This window comes from Amycolatopsis iheyensis (assembly GCF_024703995.1).
Taxonomy (GTDB): domain Bacteria; phylum Actinomycetota; class Actinomycetes; order Mycobacteriales; family Pseudonocardiaceae; genus Amycolatopsis; species Amycolatopsis iheyensis.
Map to the genome: position 1 here is coordinate 58,351 of NZ_JAMXQV010000017.1, position 17,140 is coordinate 75,490.

The following is a 17,140-nucleotide window of genomic DNA, read 5'->3' on the forward strand; positions in this document are numbered from 1 at the left end:
CCCCCATCTACGCGGAATCCTTGGCGGCGGACCAGCCGCCGTCGACGGTCAGCTCGGCCCCGGTGACGAACGACGCGGCGGCCGAGAGCAGGAACGCGATCACGTTCGCCACCTCGGCCGGGTCGCCGAGCCGGCCCACCGGCGTCGCCTGGGCGCTGCGCTCGCGGTCTTCCGCCGAGATGCGGTTCCAGGCCTCGGTGCGCACCGGCCCCGGCAGCACGGAGTTGACCCGCACCTCGGGCGCGTATTCCACGGCGAGCTGCCGGGCCAGCGCGACCAGCGCGCCCTTGCTCGCGGCGTACGCGGGGTGCCCCGGCAGCCCGAAGTGCGCGTGCACCGAGGAGACCAGCACGACCGCGCCGCCCTTTTTCCGCAGCGACGGCAGGCAGGCCTTCAGGGCGAGGTAGGTGCCGGTCAGGTTGACGTCGAGCTGGCGTTCCCACTCGGCGCGGCCGATCTCGTGCAGCGGCCCGGTGCTCGGCACGTAGGCGTTGCTGACCAGGGCGTCCACCTCGCCGATGTCCGCCCAGGTCGCTTCGTCGGTGACGCTGCCCCGGATCGGGACGACGCCGTCGGGGAGTTCGGCGATGTCCACGCCCAGCACGCGATAGCCGTCTTCGAGCAGCTTGCGGGCCGTCGCCAGCCCGATCCCGGACGCCGCTCCGGTCACCACCGCGGTACGCGTGGACATCGCCTCTCCCGTTCCTAGAACTTGGCTACGTGGACATGGTCGTCCGGCCCGCGGGCGGCGAACCACAGCGACGCGCCGTCGGATGCCGCGCCCAGGGTTCCCACGATGCTCCCGCTCGGGTACTCCGGCCGTTTGAACCAGCCGGCCCACGAGCCGGACCAGTCGTTGGCCCACAGCGAGTAGTCGCTCGCGGACGCGGTGAGCGCGACCTTCGCACCGACCGCGACGAGCGTCGGGCTGCTGCTGACCGTGCCGCCGATGCCGGTCCAGTCCGACCAGGTGTCGCCGGTCTTCGTGCGGGCCCAGACGCTGTCGTCGGCGGTGCGGACCGCGACGACCGTGCCGCTGGTCGACGTCGCCGCGCCGGGCCGGCCGTAGATCGGCTGGCCGCCGGGCGCGCCGAGACCGGACCACTGACCGGCACTGGTCCGCTGCCAGACCTGGCCGTCACTGCCGCGGACGAAGACCGTGCCGTCGGCGGTGACGGACGGTGAGTCGGTCAGCGTGCCGCCGAGCCGCTTCCAGTCACCCCAGCGCTTGGCGTAACTGCGCTGGTAGAGCGCGTTGTCGAGGCCGCGGACGTAGACGTCGACGCCGCGCGCGGTGGCGACCGCGGCGGGCTGGCCGAGGAACTTGCCGCCGACCTGACGCGGCCCGTCGAGGCCGGTCTGCTGCAGGTTTCCGGCGCGGTCGCGGACGAACGTCACCGTCTTGCCGCCGGCGCGGACGATCGCCGGGCTGGCGGACGCCGTCCCGCCGAGGTCGTCACCCGGGACGAGGTCGGTGCCGTGCAGGCGCAGGAACGCCGTGCCGTGCGCGGGAACCGTGACCGTGTACGAACCGCTCGCGCTGCCGCGGTCGGCGCGGGCGCGGAGGTCGCGAATGGACACTCGGCCCTTGAGCCCGGCGTCGGCGAAGTTCAGCGTCATCTGCGTCGCCGTCTCGCCGCGGTTGAGCAGCACGACCGCGCGGTCGCCGTCCCGGTCGAGGACCTTGCTGTAGGTGTCGGTGCTGCCGTTGGTGGCGACGCGGACGCCCTGGGTGCCGAGCCGGTCCTGGTTGACGCCCACGATTTCCGGGTTCTTCAGCGTCTTGAGCATCGACGCCGGGAGCGTGCGCGGGTCGGAGCCGAGGATCAGCGGGGAGGCCATCTCCGCCCACATGACGAACTGGGTGGTCGACTCCTCCTCGTTCAGCTCGTAGGTGCCCTGCTCGGTCTTGCGCATCGGGATGAGGTAGTCGGGGTCGTTGTAGTGGCCCGGCCCGTTCGCCTCGGGGTGCGCGGCGTTGGCGTCCATGTTGCGCAGGACGTCCTTCCAGATGCCCTCGTACGGCGTGCCGAACGCGATGTCGGTGCTGGTGCGCCACGAGTCGGCGACGAGCGGGCCGTAGCTGTAGGCGATGCCGGCGACCTGGTCCGGGCCGTGCGGGGTGCCCCACTCGTCGGTGACGGGGTTGCAGACGTTGAGGACCATCGGGCGCCCGGCCTTCGCCAGAGCCTTGCTGAACTGCGTGAACGCCTCGGCGGGCTTGAGGTTCTGGGCGATGCCGCAGAGGAAGTCGACCTTGACGGCGTCGAACTTCCAGCTCGCGAACCGCTTGGTGTCCTGCTCGTAGTAGCCGCCGGAGCCGGCCGCGCAGTTCTTGCCGTCGGAGGCGCCCGCGTCGGTGTAGATGCCGGCCTTCAGGCCCTTGCCGTGCAGGTAGTTGACCAAAGTGGACAGTCCACTCGGGAACTTCGCGCTGTCCTCGTGGAGGTTGCCCTGCGCGTCGCGGGGATCGGGGGCGGTCCAGCCGCCGTCGATCCAGACGTAGCGGTAGCCGGCGTCGCGCAAGCCGCTGGAGACGAGGAAGTCCGCGACGGACTTCACCGACGCCTCACTCGGCGCGCCGAGGCCGTAGTAGGTGTTCCAGCCCATGTACGGGGTCTTCGCGACCCCGCTGTCGTAGTAGTCGGGAGCGCCTTGGTCCACGGCCGGGGTTGCTTGAGCCGGGATCGCTACGGCGGTCAGCGCGGCGGCTGCCGCTGCTACGACCGCTAGGGATCTCTTCAGGAGCATGTTGCCGGACACCCTTCTCCAGTGAAACAGCGTCGAGCGAGCCGGGGAGCAGCATGCCGGGGCGTCTCGGCTGCCGTCAAGAATAAATCCTAAATTAAGATTTCACGGGGTATGCTCGGCCGATGAGCTATCGCTGGGAGATCACCGCGAACGCCCTGCGCCAGGGCGTCGTCGGGATCGTGCGCACCCACGACGCGGAGTCGGCGGTGTCCGCCGCGCGTGCCGCGCTCGAGGCCGGGTTGCGCTCGATCGAACTGCCGCTGACGAACCCGGGCGCGCTCGACGCCATCTCCGGGCTCGCCGCGGCCTACCCGGACGCGACCATCGGCGCCGGCACCGTGCTCGACGAGGCTTCCGCGGTGCTCGCGATCCGGGCGGGCGCGCGGTTCCTCGTGTCGCCGTCGGTGGGCGCCGCCGTCATCCGTACCGCTCACCGGTACGGCGCCGCTGCCTTCCCCGGCGCGGGGTCGGTCACCGAAATCGTGCGCGCGCTCGAAGAAGGTGCGGACGCGGTCAAGGTTTTCCCCGCGTCCGCGCTCGGTCCGTCCTGGGTGAAGGACGTGCGGGCGGCGCTGCCGCAGGCGCCGTTGGTGCCCACCGGCGGCATCGGGCCGGCGGACGTGCCAGGCTGGCTGGCGGCGGGCGCGGTGGCGTGCGGGGTCGGCTCGGCGCTGACCCGCGGCACCACCGCGGAAATCTCCGCCCGGGTCGAGACGCTGTTGAGGAGCGCGCATGGCTGAGCTGGTCTTCGTCGGGTGCTACACCGGCGACGCCGGGAACGGCACGGGGATCACGACGTTCTCGCGGTCGGCTTCCGGTTCGTTGACGGAAGTGACTTCGCTGCCGCTGGAGTGCCCTTCGTGGCTGGTGAAGCACCCGACGTTGCCGGTGCTGTACGCGGTGAACGAGACCGCTTCGGGCGCGGTCACGGCGTTGTCGATCGCACCGTCGGGTTCGCTTTCGGTCCTGGGCACGCTGGAGACGGGCGGCGCGCACCCGTGCCACCTGGCGGTGACACCGGACGGCCGGTTCCTGCTGTGCGCCAACTACACCGGCGGCAGCCTGGCGGTGTTCTCGCTGGCTCCTGACGGCGCTTTGCTTTCGCGGACCGCGCTGGCGCAGCACCACGGGAACGGTCCGGTGTCCGACCGCCAGGAGGCCGCGCACGTCCACATGGCGGTGCCCGGCCCCGGCATCGTGAGCGCGGTCGACCTGGGCACGGACGAAATCCGCAGCTACACGCTGTCCGCGTCGGGTGATCTCTCGCTGCCGGCGGTGTCGTCCCTGCCCGCGGGCACCGGCCCGAGGCAGCTCGTGCGCCGCCCGGGCACGGACCTGGCGTACGTGGTCGGCGAGCTGGCCGGGACCGTGGTGACGGTCCGCGAGACTTCGCCGGGCGCGTTCGACGTGGTGGCGGTGACCGCGTCGACGTTGTCTTCGGTGACGCCCAACCTGGTGGCCCACCTGGAACTGGCGGACACGCGGATGTACGTGTCGAACCGCGGCCCGGACTGCGTGACGGAGTTCGCGCTCGACGAGGCCTTGGCCGTCGCCGACCAGTCCTGCGGCGCGAACCCGCGCCACTTCGCCCTGGTGGACGGGACGTGTTACGTCGCGGCGCAGTCGGCGGACGCGATCACGGCGTTCACGCTGACGGCGTCGGGCGAGGCGGACCTGAAGCACTACCCGACGGGCTCGCCGACGTTCGTGCTCCCGGTGTCCCTGCCCTAGGTCACCGGGCAGCTGTCCGGCGGCCGGTGCCGGTCGGCTTCCCGCCGGAGCTCGGGCCACTGGGTGAGCGCGGCCCGACGCGCCCGGACGTGCGCCGCGACCGCGCAGCAGACCGAAACCCCGTCGGCCAGCGGATAGTCGCTGGAGGGGCCGAACTCCATGGCGTAGGTGAGCAGGTCGGCGGCGATGACCCGGACGACCGGGTGCCCGTGCTCGACGATGTCCAGCAGCGCGGGTGCCGCGTACGCCGCCGCCGGGTAGAGGGTGCCGCTGTGTTCGTGGAGCACGCCGGAGTTGAAGAGCACCGAGCTGGGCGACGACGCTTCGCGCACCGACGTCGCGGCGGCGAGGTCGCGCAACGCGGGCCCGACGGTGTCCGGGTCGTACCAGCCGGCCGGCCCGGGAACGGCGTGCCAATCCACTTCGGCCATCGGAACCTCCCCCTCGTGGTCCACGTATAGCGCGATCCCGGGCGGGCGGCAAGGTCCCGGCTATGCCCGGCGGAGCACGATCACGTCCGCGTCGTGGGCAGCCGTCCAGTCGAACGGCAGGCCCGCGTGCTTCAGATGCGCCCCCGAGTACCGAGCCCCCGCCGCATCCACATAGGACGCCTCCGGGCACACGTCGAGCCGCACCCTGGACGACCGTCCTGGCGTCAGCGGCGCACCCGTCAACGCCCCCGTGCTCCACGCCAGCACGACCACCGTGTCGCCGTCCTCGGACGTGTACTGCGTCGCGGCCGTCGGCTCCGACGGGCCGGCCAGCACCCGGGCCACGCCGTGGTGGATCACGTCCCGGATCGACTTGTACACCTCGATCAGCGACGCCGCCTCGGCGTGCTGTTCAGGAGTCCACCGCGAAAGGTCCGCGCCGATCCCCAGCACCCCCGCCATCGCCGTCACGAACCGGAACCGCAACGACCGGGGCCGTGGATCGAAGACACCCGGCGCGTCCGTCACCCACGAGCTCATCAGGTGCGGCGCGTGCATCAGCAGGAACCCGTCCTGGATCGCGAGGCGGTCCAGCGGGCCGGTGTTGTCGCTCGGCCACACGACATCCGCGCGAGCCACCGTCGCCAGGTCCGTCCGGCCGCCGCCGCCCGCGCACGCCTCGATCGTGACGTGCGGGTGTGCCTCACGCAGGTGGTCCAGCACCGACAGGTAGCCCGCGACGTGCTCGGCGTCCAGGTCGGCGAACGGCGCTCCGGGCCGGCCGCGTTCCGTCGGTGGGCGGTTCATGTCCCACTTCAGGTACGAGATCGGGTACGCCGCCAGCAGTGAGTCCAAAGTGGACTTCACGAACGAGACGACGGCCGGCAGTCCCAGGTCCAGCAGCAGCTGGTTCCGGATCAACGTGAGCGGGCGCCCGTCGATCCGGTACACCCAGTCCGGGTGCGCCGCGTAGAGCTTCGACTTCGGGCTCACCGCCTCCGGCTCGACCCACAGCCCGAACTCCAGGCCCAGCTCCCGCACCGACTCGACGAACGAGCCGAACGACGGTTCCGCCGGCGTCCAGTCGCCGAGGCCGCCGGTGTCGTCGTCGCGGCCGGTGAACCAGCCGTCGTCCACCACGAACAACTCGACGCCGATGTCCGCCGCCCGCTTCGCCAGCTCCAGCTGGTGCGTGCTCCGGACGTCGAAGCCCGTGGCCTCCCAGGAGTTGTAGAGCACCGGACGCGGACGCCGCCAGCGTGCACCGGCCAGCACCCGGTCGTAGTCGTGCCACACCGAAGCCAGCCCGGCCAGTCCGTCCACACTGGACGCCAGCGCGACCGCGGGCGTCACCAGCGAAGCCCCCGGCTCCAGAAGCACTGGCCCCGGCGAAGGCAGCCGGCCGGCCCGGACGCGCGTCAGCCCCGACGGCTCGACGTCCGCCTCGATCGACCACGAACCCGGCCATTCCAGCGAGACGCCGTAAGCGGGCCCGCCGGAAGCGTCCTGCACCGCCAGCCACGGCACGTGCGCGTGCCCGGGGACCCCGAACCGGCTCTCCATCCGGAAGCCCCCGGCGGGCAACGACACCGACTGCCGCGTGAACTCCTGCGACCACTGGCCGGTCAAGTACGTCAACCGCGCGCCCGACGTCGTCGGGACGCACACCCCCGCCGAGCCGAGCCGGTCGAACTCCAGGGGCGACGGGCCCGCGTTGGTGAACTCGACCCAGCGGGTGAGCACGTCCGTCTCGGGCACCGGCCGGTAGCAGAGCACCGCGCGCAACCCCGAGACCTCGTCCACAAAGGTCAGTCGCAGACCGTCCTCCGAAGACGCCGAGTCGAACCGCCACCACGAGCCCCCGCGCACGGCGACGTCCGCGCCGGAGAACGGGCGCAGCCCCAGCGGCGCGTACTCGACCGGGGCCGCGTCGGCCTCGGTGATGAAGTGCACGTCACCGGTGTTCGTGAACACCGACGGCCCGTCTTCGACGCCGTGCGGCCCCCACGCGACCAGCTCGGCCCAGCGCGAAGACGGGTCCAGCGCCACGGTGTACGAAGTGGACTTCATGGGCACGGTCCACGTCACTTGATCGCCCCGATCGCCAGGCCCGAGATGAAGTGCTTCTGGAACCGCAGGAACACCGCCACCGTCGGCACCGCGGCGATCACCGAGCCCGCCGCGATCACGTTCCAGTTGGACACGTACTGCCCCTGCAGGCCGAGCAGCGCCGGCGTCACCGGCATCACCGTGCCGGTGCGCAGCACGGTGATCGACCACAGCAGGTCGTTGAACGTCCAGGTGAACGCGAGCGCGCCGAGCGCGGCCAGCGCCGGGCGGGTCATCGGCAGGATGATCCGCCAGAAGATCTGCGCGACGCCGGCGCCGTCAATCAGCGCCGCCTGCTGGATCTCACCCGGGATCGAGCGCATGAACCCCTGCAGCACGAACGTGTAGAAGCCGAGCCCGAACCCGACCTGCACGACGATCAGCGCCGTCAGCGTGTCGTAGATGCCCAGCAGCTCGGCCAGCTTCGCCACCGGCACGAGCAGGATCTGCGGCGGCAGCAGGTTGCCGGCCAGCATCACGAGGATGATCGTGCGGCGGAACGGGATCTCGTACCGGCTCAGCGCGAACGCCGCCGCGGAGCTGAGCAGCAGCGCCAGGAACACGGTCGGGATGGTCACGAGCAGGCTGTTCAGCATCGCGTGCCCGCCGCCCCCTTCGCCCCACGCCTGCCCGAAGCCGTCGAGCGAGAACGACGACGGCAGCGCGCCCAGCCCGTTCGACGCGATGTCCGAAAAGGACCGGACGCTCGTGGTCAGCACCAGCAGGATCGGCAGCAGCCACAGCACCGCGAGCCCGCCCGCGACCAGGTGGAAGCCGAAAGTCCGGGTCCTCACGAGTCATCCTCCCGGAACGCGCGCACGAGGTAGGTCACGATCACGCCGAACGCCAGCACGAAGATCACCACGGCCAGCGCGGACGCGTAACCGAGCCGCAGCGACTGGAACGCGGTCGCGTACATGTACGTGCTGAGCAGCTCGGACGAGTGGTACGGGCCGCCCTTGGTCATCGACCACACGACGTCGAACGACCGCAGCGAGTCGATGATGATCACCGACAGGACCACGGAGTTGACGCTGCGCAGCTGCGGCCAGGTGACGTTGCGGAACTGCTGCCACGCGGTGGCACCGTCCAGTTTGGCCGCTTCGTAGAGCGCCGGGTCGATGCCCTTGAGCCCGGCCAGGTACAGCACCATCACGTAGCCGAGCTGCCGCCACAGCGCCGGGACGAGCACCGCGTACAGCGCCGTCTTCGGGTCGGCGAGCCAGGCGTGCTGCCAGCTGCCGAGCCCGATCGCGCCGAGCACCTTGTTGAAGACGCCGTCGGGCTGGTAGATCACCTGCCAGATCAGCGACGTCGCGACCAGTGAGAACACCACCGGCGTGAACAGCGCGGCGCGGTAGAAGCCCACCCCGCGGCGCTCGCGTTGCAGCAGGGTCGCCAGCGCGAGCCCGCCGACGGCCGAGAGGCCGCCGAAGAGCACGAGCCAGAGCACCGTGTCGAACGCCGCCGTGCCGAAGATGTCGTCGGAGAACATCTCGGCGAAGTTGCCGAGGCCGACGAACTCCGGCGCCGAGACGCCGTCCCAGTTCGTCAGCGACAGGTAGAACCCCTGCAGCGCGGGCCAGAACACCCAGAACCCCTCGACCGCGAGGGGCACCAGGACGAACGCCAGCAGCACGGGCGAGACCCGGCGCCGGCGCTTGGGCGCCCGCGCCGCGGTCTTCGGCCGTTCGGCGGTCAGCACCGCCATCTCAGGACTGCCAGACCTTCTGCGCGGCGGTCTGCCAGTCGCTCAGGATCGAGTCGAGCTCGTTCGGCTTCTGGATGAACCGGATCAGCGCCGCGTCGGCGGTCGGCTGCAGTGCGTCGGAGGAGTCGCGGTTGAAGAACTGCGTGATCTCCTTGGCGTCCGCGAGCATCTTGCGTCCCTTTTGGACCAGCGGGGTGCCGTTGTCCTTGGCCTTCGGGTTGGTCGGCAGGACCGTGCCGGAGGAGTTCTTGATGTAGAGCTCCTGCGCCTCGGCCGTCGCGACGTACTTGAACCACTCCTTCACCTCGGCGACGTGCGGGGTGCGCGCGCTGGCGAAGAAGCCGTCGGTCGGGCCCTCTTCGGCGACTGGGACGGCCGGGTCGAGGATCGGGAACTGGAAGAAGTCGAGGTCGTCGAGCGCGTCCTTCGGAGCGGCGTCGGCGAAGAACGTGCCGGTCAGGACCATGCCGGTGCGGCCCTGCAGCAACACGGTCGTCGCGTCCTGGAACGCGATCGCGGTGCCGTTCGGGTCGAAGTACGGCAGGGCCTGGCGCCACGGGTCGAAGATCTTCTTGACGCGCGGGTCGTCGAAGCGCTGCTTGCCGGCGAGGAGCTCGCGGTGGAACGGCGCGCCGTTGATCCGGATGTTCAGGTAGTCGAACCAGGCCGACGCGGTCCACGGCGTGTTGCCGCCCGCGCCAAGCCCGATCGGCGCGATCCCCTTGCCCTTCAGGGTTTCGCACAGGGCGAGGAACTCACTCCAGTTCGTCGGCGGCCGCACGCCCCACTTCGCGAAGTTGGACTTGCGGTAGAAGAAGCCCCACCAGTAGTAGGAAGTCGGGACGAAGACCTGGTGCCCGGCGCCGTCGCCGGAGAGGTTGCGGAAGGCGGCGCTGTAGTCGCCCATGGTCTGCCAGACGTCGCCGACGTCGAGCAGCAGGCCCTTGCGCGCGTAGCCGGACAGCAGCGAGCCCGGGTACCACGTGTAGGTGTCCGGCGGGTTGGCCGCGGTGAGGTAGCTGGGCAGCTGGGTGCGGAAGGTCTCCGACGCCACGGTGTTGACCGTCGCCGTCGCGCCGCCCTTGTCCCCGAACGCCTTGGCCAGCGCCTCGATCGCCTTCTTCGCCTCGGGCGAGGAGAGGTTCGACTGGACGGTGACCGCGCCGGCGGCCTGCTTGACCGGGCCGCTGGACGCGGACGTCGCGCAGGCGGCCAGGAAGCTGCCCGAGCCGATGGCGCCGAGGCCGGCCAGGCTCGCGTTGCGCAGGAAACGACGGCGGGACAGGCCTGCACTCGTCATGTCATGACCCCTTTGTCGTGGGTGCCCGGACGGGCGTAACTGCTGCCAAAGAGTGCAACCGGGCGACGCCGGTGTCAAGATGTATTCATAATTTATGACGACTTCGAGGGCAGCGTAGGATGACGTTCCGCCAGTTCCGCCAGCCGAGAGGGCCCTCCATTGACCGAACACCGGCCACGCGGGTTGCACGGCCAGACCGTGGAGGCACTGGCCAGCCGGATCCTCTCCGACGAGTGGGGCGAGGGCACCGTCCTGGACCTGCCCGCCCTGCGCGAAGAGCTCGACATCAGCCTGACCGCGCTGCGTGAGGCGCTGAAGGTGCTGGCGGCCAAGGGCATGATCGACGCCCGGCAGAAGCGCGGCACGTTCGTCCAGCCGCGCGAGAAGTGGAACATGCTCGACGCCGACGTCATGCGCTGGCAGACCGCGGCCGCCGACGACCCGGGCCTGCTCGACGAGCTCACCGAGGTCCGCGCGGTCGTCGAGCCCGCGGCGGCGCGGATCGCCGCCGAGCGGGCTTCGGACGAGGACGTCGACTCGCTGCGGGAGGCGCTGGCCGACATGGCCGCGGCCGACGACGCCGAGGCGAGCGTCCAGGCCGACCTGGCGTTCCACCGGCAGCTGATGGCCGCCACGCACAACAACTTCCTGATGCGGATGGAACGCGTCATCGCGATCGGGCTGGCCGAGCGCGACAAGCTGGTGCACGGCGCGTCGGCGGCGGAGGACCCGGTGCCGAGCCACCGCAAGGTGTTCGACGCGATCGTCGCCGGCGACCCGGCGGCGGCCGAGCAGGCCATGCTCGCGCTGGTCACGAAGTCCCGCGACGACCTGGCGAAGGCTCAGCGGAAACCTGCACGAGGGTAATTCGTCGAGTAACAAAGTTGCATTTGAATCAGGCTTCAGGTCGTGCCGTAATGGGTGCATGACTGAAGTTCTGAAGACGATGGTGCAAGCGGCCGAGCAGGCCGGACAGGCGTTGCTGGCTTCGTTCGACCCGGCGAGCCGGCCCCCGGACCGGGCGGCGATGTACGAGGCCGGCACCCGCCTCGAAGCGACTTCGACGGCGATCGTGCGCGAGGCGCTCGACGCCGTGCCCGAAGTGGGCTGGTGGGACGAGGACGAGCGCGGCCGGGAGGTGCCGCCCGGGCGGTGGTGGGTGGTCGACGGCACCGAGGGCGCGGTCAACCACGTGCACGGCCTGCCGGAGTGGGGCGTGACGATCACCCTGGTCGCGGACGGGCGGCCGGAGCTGGCGGTCGTCCGCCAGCCGATCGGCGACCTGACGTACACGGCGACCCGGGGCCAGGGGGCGTTCCGCAACGGTGTGCCGTTGCGGGTGTCGGCCAAGACGGAGCTGGCGGCCGCGGCGGTGACGGCGAGCCAGGCGGGCAACTCCCCGGCGGTCTACGAGCGGTTCGCGGGCGCCTGGGCGGCGATGGCCGCGGAGGCGTTGCTGGTGCGCAACACGATCCCGACGACGTTCCCGCTGCTCGGCCTCGCCGCCGGGCAGTACGACGTCTTCTGGCAGTACGAACCCGATTTGCCCGGGTCGGCTGCCGGTTCGCTGCTCGCTCTTGAGGCGGGGGCGGTTGTTTCGGACCTGTCGGGTGGGCCTTGGGACGTCAACTCCGCGGACATCCTCGTCGCCGCACCGGGTCTGCACGCCGCGGCACTGGCGGTGCTGAAGTGAGCCGGGTGGCGGTGCTCGGCGCGTCGGGCGCGGTGGGCAGTGAGCTGGTGAAGCAGGCGCTCGAGCGCGGGCACGAAGTAGTGGCGATCAGCCGTCGTGCTTCGGCTACGGGTGAGCGACTGACTTCGGTCGCGGCCGACGTCCACGACGCCGCCGGGATCGCGGATGCGTTGCGGGGCAGCGAGATCGTGCTCGACGCATTGGGGTTGCGCAAAGGCGATCCACCGGGCGTGCTGACCGCGGGCGCTCGCGCGGTGGTGGCGGCGGGGCCCGCGCGGGCGGTGTCGGTGGGCGCGTTCGGCACGGGCCCGTCGGCCGACGCGGCCGGCTGGCTGACCCGGACGTTGCTTTCGCAGTTCATGAAAGCGGAACTGCCGGACAAGGTGAGCGCGGACGCGGCGATCCTCGGAATGGGCGGCACGGTGGTCCACGCGGGCCCGATGAAGAGCGGTCCGGTCAGCCCGGCCGGGCGTGCGGTGCCGATCGGCTCGGCGCCCCGCCGGTGGTTCCCCGCTTCGGTGACCCATGCGACGGTCGCGGCGGCGATGCTCGACGCGGCCGAGGACGGCCCGCGCGGGGAAGTGCTGGTAGCGCTCCCCGAGTAAGCCCCGGCGCAAGTGGTCGTGAGTGTTTAGGGCGGGTCTAACCGCCCTGAACCAACACCACCGCACGGCGGGCCCCGCGGTGGGGCCGTGACCCCGCCGCCACTCGTGGGCCGGGTCCGTGTCGTAGCGGCTGTGCCAGCTCAGCACGATCGGGGCGCCCGGCAGCTCCAGCGGCAGCTCCGTGGCCGTCAGGCCCAGGTCCGCGCGGGCCTGGGCCGTGGCCCGGTCCGCCAGCGCCGCCACCACCTCGCTGTGCGCGATCGCCTGCAGCGCCAGCGCCGCCGTCGGCAGGGCCGCCGCCACCCGGCGGCGCAACCCCAGCTCGGCCAGCGCCTTGTCCACCGCGTCACGCAGCCGGCCGCGACGGGACACGATCACGTGCTCCGCCGCCGCGAACTCCTCGACGTCCAGGCGCACCCCCGCCCGGGACACCAGCACCAGGCGGTCCTCGCCGACCACGAGGTGGCTGATCTCCGGCGAGGCCGGGACCGTCGCGCCGACCTCCAGGTCGACGTGCCCGCGGGCCAGGTCCGGCGTGTCCACCGGCGCCTCCGCCAGCAGCCGGAGACCGATCCCCGGCGCCTCCGCCGACGCCGTCCGCAGCAACGCCGGGAACAGCGCCGCCAGCAACGCGTCGTGGCCCTGGATCGTGAACGTGCGCCGGAGCGTCGCCGGGTCGACCGTGCGGGCCGGGGCCAGCACCCGGTTCGCGCGCGCCACCAGCGTCCGCACCTCGTCGCGCATCGCCAGCGCGCGGGGAGTCGGCGTCATCGTGCGGCCCGTGCGCACCAGGATGTCGTCGCCGGTCGTCGCGCGGATGCGGGCCAGGGTGCGGCTCATCGCCGGCGGCGTGAGGTGCAGGCGGTCGGCCGCGGCCTGCACCGAGTTCTCTTCCAGCAACGCGTCCAACGCCGTCAGCAGGTTCAGGTCCACCTGAGCGACAGTAACGACTAGGTGCCGTCGAGTGCGTTCTGGAGCATGCGTGACGCCGCCGCGCGCGGGGCCGGGTCGATCGCGATCAGGGCGTTGACGACCGCGCCGTCGACCAGCGCCACCAGCCGTTCGAGCTCGTCGGCGGACACCGGCGTGCCCGACCGCGCGAAGATCTCCGTCAGCAGCTCGTCGAGCTGCGCCGACAGCGTCCGCATCAACGGCCGCAGGTAGGGCCGGCGACCGGTCGCGACCAGGCGTTCGTACCGCAGGAGCACCGCTTCCGCGTCCGCCTCGGCGTCATCGGTCTCCGGGCCCAGCAGCATCTCCAGCACCAGGTCGACGGTCGCCTGCACGCCGCGGTTGCGGGTCGCCAGCTCCTCCAGCCGACGCCGGCCGGCCGCCAGCTCGGCGTTCGAGTGGTGCTCGACGGCCGCCGTGACCAGCTCTTCCAGCGAGTCGAAGTAGTACGTCGTCGAGGCGAGCGGCAAGCCCGCGCGCTCGGCGACCGCCCGGTGCCGGATGGCGTCGAACCCGCCCTCGACCAGCAGTTTCGCGGCGGCCTCGACGAGCGCGGCGCGCCGTCGCTCCCCTTTCGGGGTGGTCGCAGCGGTCATGGGCGGTCATTCTGCCAACCGGGCGGACCCGGGCTCAGAAGCGGGGCGCGAGAGCGTGCGCGAACGCCTCGACCTGACCGCCGTACGGCGCTGCCCCACCGGCCGAAGGCACGCTGACCAGCACCAACCGCCCGCCGGACGCCGTCGCGACCTGGGTCGTGACCGTGCCGGCCGGCTGGGACTTGAACACCGCCGGAATGCCCTTCGGGTACACCGCCGCGGCGACCTGACCACCCGGAACGGGGAACCCGGCGGACCGGGAGCCCGTCGAACAGGCGCCGCCCGGGACAGCCTGGGTAACGGCGACGGGGACGGGGAGCTCGCCAGCGAGGGCGATGGCGAGCTCCCCGTCCACCTGTTCGCACCCGGAGGCGCCTTCGGCCAAGTGGCCGGTCTTCCCGCCCTGGTCACCCCCCTGCTGGGGTGGCGTGGACGAGAAGTTCGGTGACTCCCCACCGACTTCAGGACGTGCCGGGTCCAGCCCGGGTTGCCCGGAACCGGGCGCCGATTGCGCGGACCCGGCGCTGTCGCCGGCCGCCGTCATCTCCTTCGGGGTACCCCCGGTGAGGACGCCGTAAGCGCCGAACCCGACGACGACCAGGGCCGCGGCGCTCACCCCGGCGGTGATCCGGTTGCGGCGGCGCAGGGTCTGCCGGCGGGATTCGCGGACGACGTCGTCCTGCGTGAAGCCGGGCGAAGGCGCTTCGCCGGGCGCGGCGGAGAACAACGAGCGCAGCTCCTGCTCATCCATTGGTCTCCACCTCCCGTTCCAGCACCTGCTTGAGGTTGGCCAGCCCGCGCGCGGTCTGGCTCTTCACGTTGCCTTCGCTGCAGCCCAGCTCCTTCGCCGCGCTGGTCACGTCCAGTCCTTCGAAGTACCGCAGGACGAGCACCGCCCGCTGCTTCGGCGGCACTTCCTTCAACGCCGCGAGCAGGTCTTCCCTGGTCGCGACGAGGTCGTCGAGGCCGGGCGAGTCGTCGGCCGGCTCCGGCAGCGTCTCGGTCTGCCACTCGCGCCGCCACGGGCGCCGCGATTCGTCGATCGACGCCCGCACGAGCGTCGTGCGGACGTACGCGTCGGTCGCCGCCCGATCCCTGATCTTCTTCCACCTCCGGTGCAGCGCGACGAACGCCGTCTGCGCGAGGTCGTCCGCCCGGTGCCAGTCACCGCAGAGCATGTACGCGGTCCGGCGCACGGCGTCCCGCCTGGCGGCGAAGTACTCCGCGAACTCCTCCTCGTCGCGCTGGTCCACGCGCAGTCGTGCTCCGCTCTGTTGTCGTCGGTGGGTAGGACGGAATCAGGGGCGTCCACGGTTGCACGGACCGAGTGGGTTCGACCACTCAAGGGCTCATTGATCCCCGGCCGGTGGGTGTGATGTGATCGCTCCGTGACCTTCACCCTCCCGCCGCTGGACTTCCGCTCCGACACTGTCACCCGTCCGGATGATGTGATGCGAGCGGCCATGGCGTCCGCCGAAGTCGGGGACAACGTGCTGGAACACGACCCGACGATCGCGGCGCTGGAGGAGCGGGCGGCCCACGTCCTGGGCATGCCGGCGGCGCTGTGGGTGCCGAGCGGGACGATGGCCAACCTGATCGCGCTGAGCCTCCACCTGGAGCGCGGCGACCGGTTCCTGGCCACGCGCGGCGCCCACGTGCTGACCAACGAGCTCGGCTCGGGGGCCTGGCTGGCCGGCGGGATGCCGGACATCCTGGAGCACGACGGCGGCCCGGGCCGCCCTTCTCCCGACGCCCTCGCGGCCGCGATCGGACGCCCCGGGCCGTACTTCACATTACGGACAAAGCTGCTCTGCCTCGAGAACACGCACAACGCGGCCGGCGGCGCGGTGACCCCGCCCGACGAGCACGCGCAGCTGCTGTCCGTCGCGAAGGAAGCCGGCCTGACCGTGCACCTCGACGGCGCCCGGCTCTGGCAGGCCGCGGTCGCGCTCGAGGTGCCGCCGGCGGCACTGACCGTCGGCGTCGACAGCGTGTCGGCCTGCTTCAGCAAGGGCCTCGGCGCGCCGGTCGGCTCGGTCGTCGCGGGCAGCGCGAACTTCGTCGAACGGGCCCGCCGGATGCGGCAGATGCTCGGCGGCGGCGTCCGGCAGGGCGGCGTCCTGGCCGCGGCCTGCCTGGTTGCCCTGGACCGCCTCCCCGAGCTGGCCGAGACGCACGAGAACGCCCGGCGGCTCGCCGAAGGCCTGCGTGAGCACGGCTGGCCGACGAACGTCCCGGACACCAACATCGTGCTCGCCGAAGTCCCCGACATCCCGACCGCGCTGAGCTGGCTCGACTCGCTCGGGGTCCGCGCGGTGCCGATGGAGGGCAAGGTCCGGTTCGTCACCCACCGGGACGTGAGCGCGACCGACGTCGAAGAAGCCGTGCGCCGGATCAAGACCGGCGCGTGAGGAGCAGCGTGAACTGGATCGTGTTCGACTACGGCGACGTGCTGAGCAAGCCGAGCGCCGCCCGCCCGGACCTGGCCGCGCTGCTGGGCGCGCCACTGCCGGAGTTCGAGCAGGTCTACTGGGACCTGCGCATCCCGTACGACGCCGGGAGCACCCCGCTCGAGTACTGGCAGGCGGTCGGCGCCGCGCTGGGTGTCCCGGTCGACGAGGCGTTGTCGGCCGAGCTGACCCGCGTCGACATCGACGGCTGGGGTCACCTGGAACCGGCCGCGGAGGCGCTGCTCGAAGCGCTGTCCGAAGCCGGCGCGCGGCTGGCGCTGCTCTCGAACGCCCCCGCGGTGTTCGGCGAGTGGGCCCGCGCGCAGGACTTCGCGCGGCATTTCCGCGTGACGCTGTTCTCCGGCGACGTCCACTGCGTCAAGCCGGACGCGAAGATCTTCCGCCTGCTGCTGGACGAGCTCGGCGCCGAGCCGGCCGACTGCCTGTTCTTCGACGACCGGCAGTCCAATGTGGACGGCGCGCGGGCGGCCGGGCTCAAGGCGCAGCTGTGGAACGGCGCCGACGCCGCGCGGGCGTGGCTCGAGTGAGCCACGCCCGGTGGTCCTCGCCGCTCAGTAGCGGTTGATGCGGCGAGGGTCCTTCTTGCCGCCGGTGAGCGCCTTGTAGCCGGCCGCGCCGAGGAAGGCGATGCCGCCGATGATGGCGATCCACAGGACGGCCTTGAACACGAAGCCGATCACGGCGCCCAGCACCATGAACGCCACCCAGGCGACGATCAGGCCGCCGACGATCTTCCAGAACATGGCTTCCTCCGAAGTCTTCCCGTGGCCCCTCCGGCCCCGATGCCTCCA

The 17,140-nt window shown here is 71.7% G+C and carries 18 protein-coding genes and 1 pseudogene; 7 read left to right on the forward strand and 12 right to left on the reverse strand.

What is annotated here, in order from left to right; translation table 11 throughout:
• Positions 1 to 7 precede the first annotated feature (7 nt).
• Together M8542_RS29480 and M8542_RS29485 are read right to left on the reverse strand one after the other, a co-directional pair.
• Entirely contained in the window at positions 8 to 691 is a 684-nt protein-coding gene (locus M8542_RS29480) for an SDR family NAD(P)-dependent oxidoreductase (RefSeq protein WP_257923527.1), read from the reverse strand.
• Between the two features lie 14 nt (positions 692 to 705).
• On the reverse strand, positions 706 to 2,664 hold the full coding sequence (locus tag M8542_RS29485; RefSeq protein WP_257923528.1) for a DUF8189 domain-containing protein: 1,959 nt from the start codon (positions 2,662 to 2,664) through the stop codon (positions 706 to 708).
• Positions 2,665 to 2,873: 209 nt separating this feature from the next.
• On the opposite strand from M8542_RS29485, the gene M8542_RS29490 reads away from it, so the two are divergent.
• Positions 2,874 to 3,491, forward strand: a complete 618-nt coding sequence (locus M8542_RS29490; protein ID WP_257923529.1) for a bifunctional 4-hydroxy-2-oxoglutarate aldolase/2-dehydro-3-deoxy-phosphogluconate aldolase — start codon at positions 2,874 to 2,876, stop codon at positions 3,489 to 3,491.
• On the forward strand, positions 3,484 to 4,482 hold the full coding sequence (locus tag M8542_RS29495; protein WP_257923530.1) for a lactonase family protein: 999 nt from the start codon (positions 3,484 to 3,486) through the stop codon (positions 4,480 to 4,482). The genes M8542_RS29490 and M8542_RS29495 overlap by 8 nt, the downstream gene beginning before the upstream one ends.
• Here the strand turns inward: M8542_RS29495 and M8542_RS29500 are convergent.
• Genes M8542_RS29500 through M8542_RS29520 form a run of 5 tightly spaced genes read right to left on the reverse strand, consistent with a single transcriptional unit; the run spans position 4,479 to position 10,033 of the window.
• The gene (locus M8542_RS29500; RefSeq protein ID WP_257923531.1) at positions 4,479 to 4,913 is read right to left on the reverse strand and encodes a hypothetical protein; all 435 of its coding nucleotides are present in this window, start codon (positions 4,911 to 4,913) and stop codon (positions 4,479 to 4,481) included. The genes M8542_RS29495 and M8542_RS29500 overlap by 4 nt on opposite strands.
• 60 nt (positions 4,914 to 4,973) lie before the next feature.
• Positions 4,974 to 6,983, reverse strand: coding sequence for an alpha-galactosidase (locus tag M8542_RS29505; protein WP_257923532.1), 2,010 nt, complete (start codon positions 6,981 to 6,983; stop codon positions 4,974 to 4,976).
• Between the two features lie 14 nt (positions 6,984 to 6,997).
• Positions 6,998 to 7,816 (reverse strand): carbohydrate ABC transporter permease, encoded by an 819-nt coding sequence (locus M8542_RS29510; RefSeq protein ID WP_257923533.1) that lies wholly within the window; start codon positions 7,814 to 7,816, stop codon positions 6,998 to 7,000.
• Positions 7,813 to 8,733: a carbohydrate ABC transporter permease gene (locus tag M8542_RS29515; RefSeq protein WP_257923534.1), complete on the reverse strand. Its 921-nt coding sequence runs from the start codon at positions 8,731 to 8,733 to the stop codon at positions 7,813 to 7,815. Before M8542_RS29515 ends, M8542_RS29510 begins: the two co-directional genes overlap by 4 nt.
• Before the next feature lies 1 nt (position 8,734).
• The gene (locus M8542_RS29520) at positions 8,735 to 10,033 is read right to left on the reverse strand and encodes an ABC transporter substrate-binding protein (RefSeq protein WP_257923535.1); all 1,299 of its coding nucleotides are present in this window, start codon (positions 10,031 to 10,033) and stop codon (positions 8,735 to 8,737) included.
• A gap of 159 nt (positions 10,034 to 10,192) precedes the next feature.
• Between M8542_RS29520 and M8542_RS29525 the strand changes: the two genes are divergently transcribed.
• From M8542_RS29525 to M8542_RS29535, 3 genes are read left to right on the forward strand one after another with little or no spacing between them, the layout of a single operon-like run.
• Positions 10,193 to 10,900 carry a FadR/GntR family transcriptional regulator gene (locus tag M8542_RS29525; protein ID WP_257923536.1) on the forward strand — a complete coding sequence of 236 codons (708 nt, stop codon included), beginning with the start codon at positions 10,193 to 10,195 and terminating at the stop codon, positions 10,898 to 10,900.
• Between the two features lie 58 nt (positions 10,901 to 10,958).
• Positions 10,959 to 11,726: an inositol monophosphatase family protein gene (locus tag M8542_RS29530; RefSeq protein ID WP_257923537.1), complete on the forward strand. Its 768-nt coding sequence runs from the start codon at positions 10,959 to 10,961 to the stop codon at positions 11,724 to 11,726.
• The gene (locus tag M8542_RS29535; protein WP_257923538.1) at positions 11,723 to 12,331 is read left to right on the forward strand and encodes an NAD(P)-dependent oxidoreductase; all 609 of its coding nucleotides are present in this window, start codon (positions 11,723 to 11,725) and stop codon (positions 12,329 to 12,331) included. The genes M8542_RS29530 and M8542_RS29535 overlap by 4 nt, the downstream gene beginning before the upstream one ends.
• 159 nt (positions 12,332 to 12,490) lie before the next feature.
• Here the strand turns inward: M8542_RS29535 and M8542_RS29540 are convergent.
• From M8542_RS29540 to M8542_RS29555, 4 genes and pseudogenes are all read right to left on the reverse strand, one after another.
• A pseudogene (locus tag M8542_RS29540) lies at positions 12,491 to 13,264 on the reverse strand (LysR family transcriptional regulator); the annotation flags it as partial.
• Between the two features lie 17 nt (positions 13,265 to 13,281).
• Entirely contained in the window at positions 13,282 to 13,878 is a 597-nt protein-coding gene (locus tag M8542_RS29545; RefSeq protein WP_257923539.1) for a TetR/AcrR family transcriptional regulator, read from the reverse strand.
• A 34-nt stretch (positions 13,879 to 13,912) separates the two neighbouring features.
• On the reverse strand, positions 13,913 to 14,629 hold the full coding sequence (locus M8542_RS29550) for a hypothetical protein (protein ID WP_257923540.1): 717 nt from the start codon (positions 14,627 to 14,629) through the stop codon (positions 13,913 to 13,915).
• Positions 14,622 to 15,131, reverse strand: a complete 510-nt coding sequence (locus M8542_RS29555; protein ID WP_257923541.1) for a SigE family RNA polymerase sigma factor — start codon at positions 15,129 to 15,131, stop codon at positions 14,622 to 14,624. Before M8542_RS29555 ends, M8542_RS29550 begins: the two co-directional genes overlap by 8 nt.
• A gap of 135 nt (positions 15,132 to 15,266) precedes the next feature.
• Between M8542_RS29555 and M8542_RS29560 the strand changes: the two genes are divergently transcribed.
• Together M8542_RS29560 and M8542_RS29565 are read left to right on the forward strand one after the other, a co-directional pair.
• On the forward strand, positions 15,267 to 16,289 hold the full coding sequence (locus M8542_RS29560) for a threonine aldolase family protein (protein ID WP_257923542.1): 1,023 nt from the start codon (positions 15,267 to 15,269) through the stop codon (positions 16,287 to 16,289).
• Between the two features lie 8 nt (positions 16,290 to 16,297).
• On the forward strand, positions 16,298 to 16,876 hold the full coding sequence (locus tag M8542_RS29565; protein WP_257923543.1) for an HAD family hydrolase: 579 nt from the start codon (positions 16,298 to 16,300) through the stop codon (positions 16,874 to 16,876).
• Positions 16,877 to 16,900: 24 nt separating this feature from the next.
• Here the strand turns inward: M8542_RS29565 and M8542_RS29570 are convergent, their stop codons facing one another.
• Entirely contained in the window at positions 16,901 to 17,092 is a 192-nt protein-coding gene (locus M8542_RS29570; protein ID WP_257923544.1) for a hypothetical protein, read from the reverse strand.
• Positions 17,093 to 17,140: the final 48 nt, after the last annotated feature.